Source organism: Bartonella sp. MU70NMGDW, from assembly GCF_042194085.1.
Lineage (GTDB): Bacteria > Pseudomonadota > Alphaproteobacteria > Rhizobiales > Rhizobiaceae > Bartonella > Bartonella grahamii.
Window position 1 is genome coordinate 1 of the sequence record NZ_JBHIMK010000063.1, and the last position, 11291, is coordinate 11291.

General features: G+C 38.2%; 1 protein-coding gene and 1 pseudogene. Both read right to left on the bottom strand.

Translation table 11 applies throughout. The features are described 5' to 3' along the window. Nucleotides 1-4283 (bottom strand): annotated as a pseudogene (locus ACFIKE_RS06615) (hypothetical protein); the annotation flags it as partial. 603 nt (nucleotides 4284-4886) lie between these two features. Next, nucleotides 4887-10349, bottom strand: coding sequence for a Vomp family autotransporter (locus ACFIKE_RS06620; RefSeq protein WP_375648773.1), 5463 nt, complete (start codon nucleotides 10347-10349; stop codon nucleotides 4887-4889). Nucleotides 10350-11291: the final 942 nt, after the last annotated feature.

An 11291-nucleotide genomic window follows, 5' to 3' on the forward strand; every position in this document is an offset into this window, starting at 1 on the left:
CCACCACCTAAAAACTTCGCAACATCTCCAGAGAGGGTATGAATTTGTCCACCATTAATGGCATCACGTGAATCCTTGGCAATACTGCCATCCGCAACATTATGAAGAGCAACGGCTTTTGCTTCCTTACCTTTCCCTAACGTCACACTTTCATAATTAATGGTTTTTCCTTCATCTGTATTTTTATCATAATGAACAACTGCTGATTCATCAGATTGAAGATTATCAGAAAGATCTTTTAAACCCTTATCAAGTTGGCCTTTATTAACCGCTTCATTGTCATTCTCTGCTTTCTTCACACCGGAAATAACACGATCAGCACCACTCTTATCGGCAATATTGATTGTAGCGCCATCTGTCTCCGCACCAATCTTGATAGTCTTGCTGTCTGTATCCTGTTTAACTAGGTTATCACCTACAACCTTGTTAATCTCTTTTTTTACATTTGTGATAGAAGTCCCTACACCCTCAAAGGCAGAAGCTACATCAGTATAGCTTTTATCTTCTGCAGTGCCATCTTCCTTAACGGTCTTAACCTTGAAAGTTGGACCTGTCCATTCACCACTCTCATACTTAGCATCACCACCAAAATATTTCGCTGTATGTTTAGCAACCTTAGTAACATTTTCATTGGTGGTAAAAAGCTGTGAGCCATTAACCGCATCTGTTGAGTCTGCAGTAATGTCTCCATTCGCAAGATACTTAATCTTGCTATTGCCTTTTTTCTCTCCTTCTCCATGCGTCGCTACAAAGGCACTATCTGCTTCGCTCCAGTTCAAAGAATCTTTTTTCGCATTAGTAATCTGATTGATAATCTCTTTTTTTGCATTTGTGATAGAAGTACCTACACCCTCAAAGGCAGAAGCTACATCAGTATAGCTTTTATCTTCTTCAGTGCCATCTTCCTTAACGGTCTTAACCGTGAAACTTGGATCTGTCCACGCTTCACCCTCATACTTGGCACCTCCGCCAAAATATTTTGCTGTATGCTCAGCAACTGTAGTAACATTTTTATTGGTGGTAAAAAGCTGTGAGCCATTAACCGCTTCGCTTGAGTCTTCTGAGAGTTCACCAGAACTCACACCAGAAATTTTCCGTTCCTTACCGTCTTTGTTGAGAATACTTACTTCAGTACCGCCTGTTTCCTTAGCAATGGTGATAGCACCCGATCCCCCCGCACGGAGACTACGCGCTAAAGTAACCTCTTCTTCTTGCTTAACAAGGATACTATCTCTTACATCGACAATCTCTTCATTCAAAGTGGTGAAAGCACTGTTAACACCTCCAAAAGCATCAGCAACATTATGATAAGTCTTCTCGTCACCTTCTACGCCATCAGCACCAAATTGCGCAACTTTGAAATCAGGTTCTGTCCATTTGCCTTCCTCATACTTGGCATTACCACCAAAATATTCCGCAAGGGCTGTGTTCGTAGAATGGAGCTGTGAGCCATTCACCGCATCGGTTGAGCTTTCTGAGAGCTCACCATCCTTAAGAGACGTGATCTTGCTGTTTGTCTTCTCACCTTCTTTTTCTCCATGCTGCGCAGTAAAGGCATTTTCATCTTTGCTCCACGACAACGAATCCTTTGCAACACCTTGAGAAACTTCCTTAATACGAGCGTTCACATTCTTGATATTGTCATCAAGTCCTTTAAAGGCAGAACCAACATCGGTATGCGGTTTATCTGTTACTTCACCTTTTTCATCAATATTCGATAATTTATACTCCGGTACTTTAAAGTTTTTGCCATCAAAGGATACATCTCCGCCTAAAATTTTTGATAAATCCTCAGTGATTGTATGAAGCTGACCACCATTAATCGCATCACTCGAAGCTGATATTATAGAACCACCGGCAACACCTGTTATTTTTTTACCTGCAGCATCAATACCATCCGCTATTACTTTGGGGCCATTTTCAATGGTTAAGCCCGTTTTATCTAAAGTGACGTCTTTTAATTTTACGCTGTTTAATGTGACATCTTGTGCCAAATCAAATGTTATTTTTTTATCGTTACTGTCTCTTTCATCACTATTTTTAATCTCAAAGTTTTCGCTTCCAGAGACCAAATTTAATATATCGCCCGGCTGAAAGCCTGAAACAGCCTTATCATTGAGAGAAAGTGTCCACCCTTGTGCTACAAATTCTCTTAATTTTTTCAGCTGCGCAATGTTGACAGCATCAGTGTCATTGGTACCAGCGGCAACACCTGTAAGCTGTCGTGTTATCTTATTCGGAGTATCACCAATACTAAAAGCTCCTTGAGTGCTTTTCCATATCACATCATCATTTGTTGACTGGCTACCTATAGAAGGATCATAGCCAACAATAGACGCCGAGTTACGAGAAAAAGATTTATAACCCACAGCAACACCACCAGTAACATCAGCTTGTACTTGTGCATTTGAGCCCAATGCAATACTATTTTCAGCAGATGCATTTGAAAGTCCACCTAATGCCATACTATTTTCAGCAGATGCCGCTGCAAAACCACCTAATGCAATACTATTTTCGGCAGATGCACTTGAAAGCTTCCCTAACGCAATTCCTGCATCCCCTTTTGTCTTTGATCCAATACCTATAGCAATACTTCCTTGCCCACTTTCTTCCTCACCGGCTGCAATTTTAATGCTCTTCGATTCGGCATTCCATTTAAAGACACTATCATCGGTAGCTTTTTTAATCTCATTGTGAAGATTTACATAAGACTTACCCACACTCTCAAAGGCTTTTGCTACATCCGAAAAACTTTCTTCTTCAATCTCATTCGTCTTAGGATTGAAAGTTTTAATCTTGAACTTTGGATCATCCCATTGGCCATTCGTAAATTTAACACCACCGCCTAAATATCCGGCTATATGGGTCGCTACAACATTCAACTGACTCCCATTTACCGCATCTTGTGAATCTGCACTAAGATCACCAGATGCAATACCAGTTACCCTTTTATTTCCAGCACCAATACCATCGGTCGTTATTTTCGGACCATCAGTAATGACCAGACCTGTTGCATCTAGGGTGGTTGTGCCTGCCTTTAAGCTCGTTAATGTAACATCTTGAGCTAAATCAAATTTTACATTATTATCTTTATCGCCTTTTGTAATGTTAAGATTTGTACTTCCAGTGGAAAAATCTACTCCGCTATCCATAATGACTGTTTTAGCATCTTTCCCACCAACAGAGAGTTTCCAACCATTTTTTCTTACGACTTCTTCTAAGTCTTGCAATTGTCTTAGATTCACTGCGTCTGAATCTTCACTACCAGCCGCTACACCTGTAATTTGGCGCGTTTTTTTAGTACCAGCATCACCAACACTAACAGCACCTAATGTAGATTTCCAATAAGATGACGTATTTTTTGCAGGTCCCTGCAGCACAGAAGTATAACCCGGAACACCAGCAGCCCTATTAGCTATAGAATTGCTTCCTAGAGCAACGCCCCCTGCCACTTTCACCTGCGTTTTGAAGCCTAAAGCTGTACCGCCCTCCTCCTCCACCCGTACAAAACGACCAACAGCAACCGCGTCATTCTTTAGTGACACTATATCTGCACCAACAGCAACGGATCCACCTCTATGGATCTCAGATTTAGAACCTATGATAACGGATGCCGCTAGCTTTTTATTTCCTTCAGCTAATACCGCCTTCGCTTTATAACCAATAACAACACTGTCCGTGGTTTCCGAAGTAATATCATTACCAAAAATAACATTATTTCCCGATACATCACGTTGCATTCCCTCTGTTGAACCACTCCGTAAGATATTAGACACATTAATAATATCTGTATTCTCATCATCCTGTGCAAGCTGTTGGTCTAAAGAGCTATCAACCACAAATGACCGTGGACTGACGAGAGACTTTTTATATTGCCCTCCTGCATCTAGGGTTCTTGCCAATACATTTTTGCTATCCGCCATCAAAACATTCACGACAGGACTATAATCACTTACACCAGAGAGGGTTTTAGTTAAAAAATTTGCATAGTCATCGGCAGCATTAATCTTTTCTAACCCGGCTTTATTGAGTGCTGTTAAATAATTGTCTTTTGAAACAGAAGAAGCATTCAAACCAGAAACAGAGATAATGCTTTGCGGATAAGAAACACCAGCACTGTTAACACCTTCGAGAAAGCTGTTTCTAAAATCAGGATTTGCTGAAAAAACAGGTGTAAAATTCGATAAAAATGTAGCCGCTGTAGCCAATGAAAGAACTTTAACAAAAGAAAAACAAGAAAATTTTAAATCGCTCCCTGCTAATTTTGTATATAATTTTTTCATAATGAACTCCCCAATGAAAAAATAACTATAACCACAAAAAAACACATTTAAACGCTACAAAGTTCTCTGAAATTGATTTTTCTAAATATATTCAAAAGCTTAAGGACTGATTGAAAAGATAGAGAAGTTGATGTTTTGTAGTTAACGTGCTCTGTTCTCTTACCTTTCCTAAAAAGGTAAGTTTTCTTGTGTTGGTTGGTTTTTTTAATCTTTAAACCTGTTGGTTGTTTTTTGCAAGGGGTAGAATTGGTTTAGTATATTGTTTTTATAACTTCCTACAGTAAAATTGAAGTACATTTAAATATATACCTTTGTCTTACTAGAAAGTTTTTTAATAGATTTTTAGAGAGTGAAATTTTCTTTAGATTTAAAAGTTAACGCAGAAAATAATGGACTTATGATTTATGAAAAAACTTATTATCTTATTTTGAAATAAGAAGTTCATTTTGTTGAAAGTGTATAGGTTTTTTCTGTTTTTTAAACCTGTATTTGTCGTTATAGCGCTTATCAATTTATATATATAATTTTTACATACGTAACAACATTTCACCCCTGCCTCATGAGACAGGGGTGAAAAGGAATTTTTATGTATTTTGTTTATTATCAGTTTAATGTCATATTGAATCCCGCACCTACACCCCAGTGACCTCCAGAAGTTGTTGCGGATATGTTAGAGCGGTATTTTCCATTTTCTGAGGTATAACCTGCACCAAAGGCAAATGCAGACTGACTACGCCATAAACCAGTACCAAATCCAACGCTTAATTTTCCAGGTGTATCATTGTAGCGTAAATTAGACACCGCTAGACCAATAGCCGCTGCTTGTCTTGCCTCTTTTTTTACATTCTCAATACTGTAGTTTAAAACGTTAAACTTCATATCTGTATATTGGTTAGCCCGATCAACAGCATCATCAATCGCATCAATCACAATATTATTAACCCGTTGATCTGTGTAGTGCTTGGATTGATCAAGAATAATCTTCATCTGTTCTTTAGTATAGTCATGGAGTTGACCACCATTTACAGCTTCTTTCGACCCTTTTTCAATTTTACCATCAGCTACATTATCAATCATAACAGGTTCACTAGGATCACCACCCGCTAATGTGATTTTATTGGTTTTTTTGCCGTTTTCATCTCTGTCATAACGAACAGCGTCCTTTTCAATGTTGCCAACTCTATCATTGATTTTTTCAACTTTGCCACCAATATTGATAACTACACCACTAATATCATCGATCGTATTGTAAATGTTATCAACTTTGTTGTTAAGATGCTTCACATCTTTTTCAACACTCGTAACACGTTCATTGGTTTCCCAAAGTTGACCACCATTAACCGCATCTTTCGAACCTTTTTCAATTTTACCATCAGCCACATTGATAATCTTACTCGGCTCACCAACACGATTAGCATCATAGGCTTTTTTATCACTGTTCCACTTTAAAGCATCTGTATCGACCTTGTTGATGACATCATCAATACGGTTATTAATATTTGACATATTTTTATTGACGTCACCAAAAGCATCAGCAACATTATGGTGCTCTTTCTCAACAGTCGTACCATCAGCATTGACTTGAACAATCTTAAAAGTAGGATCTGTCCATTTGCCATTCTCATATTTGGCACCGCCACCGAAATAATTCGCAAGTTGGTTATTCATGGAATAAAGCTGGTTACCCGTAATGGCATCCGTTGAACCTTTAGCAATCTCACCATCCAAAAGATACTTCAATTTGCTCTTTGTTTTCTGCCCATCTTTTTCATGACGTGCAACGAACGCTTCTTCATCATCATCCCACAGTAAAGCATCTTTTGAGAAATCTTCAATTTTCTGATTAAACTCATTGGATACATTTGTTAAGCGCTTATTTACATCTTGAACATTATTATCAAGACCTGTTAAAGCTGAACCAACGTCATAAAAGTTAGCCTTCCCTACCTTACCATCTACAATAGCCGATAAAGTATATTTCAGCCCTTCAAAAGCACCGTTAATAAACTTTGCACCACCGCCAAAAAACTTTGCAATATCTGCTGATATCTTATTAATCTGACTACCATTTACAGCTTCTGTTGATGTTTGAGAAAGTTCTCCATCTTCTACACCGGAAAGTGTACGATCCATACCACTTTTATTTACAATGCTGATTTCAGTACCACCTGTTCCCTTACCGATAGTGATAAGACCTGACCCATTTTCTTGCTTCACAAGACTATTTTCTGTCACATTATTAATCTGATTATAAATATCTGTGATAGAATTATCGACACCTTCAAAAGCATCAGCGACATTATGATGCTTTTTCTGAGTAATGGTACCATTCGCTTCACGCTGAGAAATTTTGAACGTAGGATCTATCCACTCTCCATTCTCATAGCTCGCACCACCACCAAAATAATTCGCAATCTGATCACCCATCGTATAAAGTTGGGAACCATTTATTGCATCTGTTGACTCTTCTGAAATATCACCATCTAAAAGATACTTCAGCTTGCTATTTGTTTTCTGTCCATCTGTTCCATGACGCGCAACAAATGCTTGATCCTTTTCACTCCACAGTAAAGCATTTTGAGACAATTTATCAAACTCATTGGTTACATGCTGTATATTTTTATTCACATTTTTAACATTTGCATCGAGCCCTGTCAAAGCTTCGCCAACGTTGTAAAAGGTCTTCTGTTCTACTTTACCATCTGTAGAAACTCTAGATAAGTTATATTGTGGACCTGAAAAAACTCCGTTATTAAATTCTGTACCACCACCGAAAAATTCTGCAATATCCTTGGATATTTTATTAATCTGGCTACCATTTATCGCGTCTGTTGACTCTTCTGAAATATCACCATTTAAAAGGTGGGTAATCTTACTATCTGTTTTACGTCCATCTTTTTCATGACGTGCAGCAAATGCTTGTTTACCATCATCCCATAATAAGGCATCTTGAGAGAACTTATCAAATTTATTATCTACATATTTTATACGACTATTCACATTTTTGACATTCGCATCAAGCTTTGTTAAAGCATCACCAACATTTTCAGCTATATACTGAGCTACTTCACCATCTGTAGAAACTGTAGATACGTTATATTGTGGACCTACAAAAGCACCATCCTGAAATGCTGCATCCCCACCAAAGAATTTTGCAATATCTCCAGAAATTGTATTAATCTGGCTACCATTTATAGCTTCTTTCGAGGACTTTCCGATGTTACCATCCGCAATACCAGAGATAACTCGATTTTCACTATTAGAATTGGCAACATTGATTTTGGTACCATCTTTTTGCGCACCAATTGTAATGAGCTTCTGCCCTTCATCCCATTTAACAAGACTATTGTCTTCTATCTCAAACTTCATTTTATATAATTGTGAAAGATTAACAGCATCATGCTCATTGCGACCATCTGCGACTCCTGTAATTTTTGTATTGGCGGCATGAATACCACCCTTGGTCATTCTTGGTCCATCTTTGATCATGAAACCGGCATTACTCATTCTGCTATCCCCTGTTTCTACACGACCAACTTTAATATATTCGCTTAAATCAAACTTTACTTCATTGTTATCACCTCTGGTAATTTTTATATTTGTGTTCTCACTCTCATTATTATCATCCTCCTTCTGCTTAACTGCAACAAACTTTACTGTACTTCCTGCCCCAACATCTGTAGCATTATCACCATCAACAGAAAGCTTCCAGCCTGTTTTAATTCCTGCTGTAAAATCTTGTAACTGTTTATAATTTACTGCATCGGTATCATTTTCCCCTGCCGCTACTCCTTTAATCGTTTTATCACCAGCATGAATACCATTAACAGTTATGCTCGGCCCATCACCACCTTCAAACCAAAAGCCAGCAGCATCCATAATGCTGTCTCCTGCTGTGATAGTCATTACATTAATATCATCAGCTAAAGCAAATGTGACTTTATTGTCTTTGTTTTTTGTAATTTTGATATTTTTACTACCGTCCTCATTCTCACCCGCAATAAGATCCACTGTACTCCCTGCTTTAACATCTGTAGCATTATCACCATCAACAGAAAGCTTCCAGCCTGTTTTAATTCCTGCTGTAAAATCTTGTAACTGTTTATAATTTACTGCATCGGTATCATTTTCCCCTGCCGCTACTCCTTTAATCGTTTTATCACCAGCGTGAATGCCATTAACAGTTATGCTCGGCCCATCACCACCTTCAAACCAAAAGCCAGCAGCACTCATAATGCTTTCTCCTGCTGTGACACTCATTACCTCAATATCATCAGCTAGATCAAATGTGACATCGTGATCGTCGTCTTTTTCAATCTTAATATTCTTTCTATTTTCATCTCCAGCTGCTTGGAAATTTACTGTGCCATTTGGTCCAATAGCTGTAGCATCTCCACCATTAACAGAAAGCTGCCAACTCGTTTTGGTCGCATTTTCTATAGCTTTCAGCTGTTTATAATTTACAGCATCAGTATCTTTTTCTCCATCTGCTACGTTTGTGATCTTTTTCTTGGCTGCATCAATACCATCAATAGTCATGCTTGGACCATCATTACCATTAATAAAAAAGCCATCATCACTCATCGTGCTTTGGCCTGTGGTGACTTGCGTCAATTTAAGATGATCATTTAAAGTAAATTCAATTTTATGCTTATTATCTGCAGTGTTTTTTGCAATCTTTAAGTTGTCTTTTCCCGCTTCTTTTTCACTTTTCACTGAAAAATCTACGACATTGCCTGAATTCACGTCTATAGGATTTGTATCGTTCGCAGAAAGTTTCCAAGCTCCTCCTCCTGCTATGACATCTCTCATAGCTTTCAACTGGGCAACATTCACTGCATCAGTGTCATTACTCCCTGCTGCAACATTTGTAATCTGTCGCGTTAAATTCTGATTAGTATTACCAACACTAAAATCACCTGCAGTGCTTTTCCATGCAAGATCACTCTTTTTTGTTGTAGTATTTGTTACAGGATCATAACCAAAAACACCACTCTCAACACGAGAGACAGATCCTCCCCCCACAGCAACGCCATCTATAACATGTACTTGTGCATTTATACCAATTGCAACTGAATGAGCCGTCTCAGCATAAGTATGGGAACCTATGGCAATCGAATTTTTACCTTTAGCTATTACTTTTCTTTCCTGCCCATTTACTGCAGGTTCTCCGCCACCTATTGCAATAGAACCAAGAGCTTGAGCTTCAGCCTTCGTACCTATAGCAACCGCGTACTCGTCAGTTGCTTTGGTCTTTAATCCTAATGCAATACTATCGTAACCAGATGCAGATGCCACCTTACCAATAGCAACACTATTTATACCGCTCGCTGTTGCATCTGAACCAAACGCAATCGCATCATCCAACGTCGCTTGGGAACGCACACCTATAGAAATGCTATTTTTACCAGAAGCGGTTGCAAGTCCACCAAAAGCAACAGCAGATTTGCCCGATGCTTCTGAGCCTACACCCATAGCAACACTTGCTATACCACTTGCAAGTGCAGAAACACCAAAGGCTTGTGCACCCCCTGCCTTTGCTGTCGCACCTGCACCAAATACGGTTGAATAATTACCCGTCGCTGCAGATCCACAACCCGTTGCAAAAGAATAAACACCATAAGCCTCAGGCATAGCATTAACGATACCACCAGTGTTTATTCCCATATAAGTAGCATTGTTGGTTAGAATCCCAGCGCCTTGCCAAGTAACCTTTTCAGTGGTCGTGCCGTAAGGACTACGACCATTAAAAGCCTTCTCATCAATAAATCGCTCATATTGTTCTTGTGCAGTTATTCGTTGATTATCGGAAATTCCCTGCTGTTGTTTGCCGCCACGACCAATAACATTGTCTGCACCACAGTAGTCATCATCACCAGCAAAAACAATACTGCCATGACTACCGCGTGGATATGAAACACCAGTACCAGATGTACTTTGAATCGTCCCTCCTACTATCGCAAGATTCGCTGCAAAAACAGGAGAAACACTCGATAAGAGTGTGGCCATTGCCGCGCTGAGCGAGACAGCTTTAATTAAATTTGGTGTGGAATATTTTTTCCTCATAAGAACCTCCTCCAACAGAGTTCAACATCATCACAACGCGTGAAAACGCACATGGCGAAACCCTTAAGTTTGCGCACTTCAAAAACCAATAAATGAAGACAAAATCCCCCCTCGACACCGCTATTTATTACGGCATCGCCCTAAAATCTTTGCAACAACATCGAATCTAGAAAAGTCCCCAACCCTTTTAGCTAGAGGGATTCAAGCTAAAAAATAAATAAAAACACAAGACTTTGAAGATATAACTTGATCTCCATCCAAAAACACTGCGATTTATCTCTTAACAAAAATAGTTTCACTAAAGAGCAATTCTACTTTTTAGATAAAGCACCTCAGAAGAATGACAAGAGTACAAAAAATAATTTTTATAAATGTACCAAAATACTTCTCAATAAATTAGCTGTTCTTATAAGCGCAAATTTATGATTTTTTTTAACTTATAGCATAATGTAATGGATAACGATTATCATAATGACCTCACTCTTTTCTGCAAGGTAAGCTGTTTCAATATATGATATATATCTTTGAAAGAAATCTTTCTTAATATAATGATGCACGCTCTGTAAAAAGTTTCAACGTACTCATCTCATCATCTTCATAAAAAGACAAAAGTGCACCTATAAATAGTCTTTCCTTCTTCTCTCTTATATGTCTGTGACCCTTTTATAGAAACAAAACATCGTAATTGTATTTTCACTGTTGTATAAATTTTTTTGTATTACTAACTGTAATTCTTTTTATAAGAAGTTTTACCTTTATTAGAGCAACACATTAATTTATAACGATAATTTATCATTTTTTCATGTTGAATAAGAGACCAAAAAAATCGTGAGATTTTCTTATTTAAAACCTGTTTATACAGTAAAAAATCAAAAAAGTTTTATTTTTTAAAAAGGCTGTTCATTCGTATCTTATGACGTTTCTAGATGTGCTTTTCAGTTT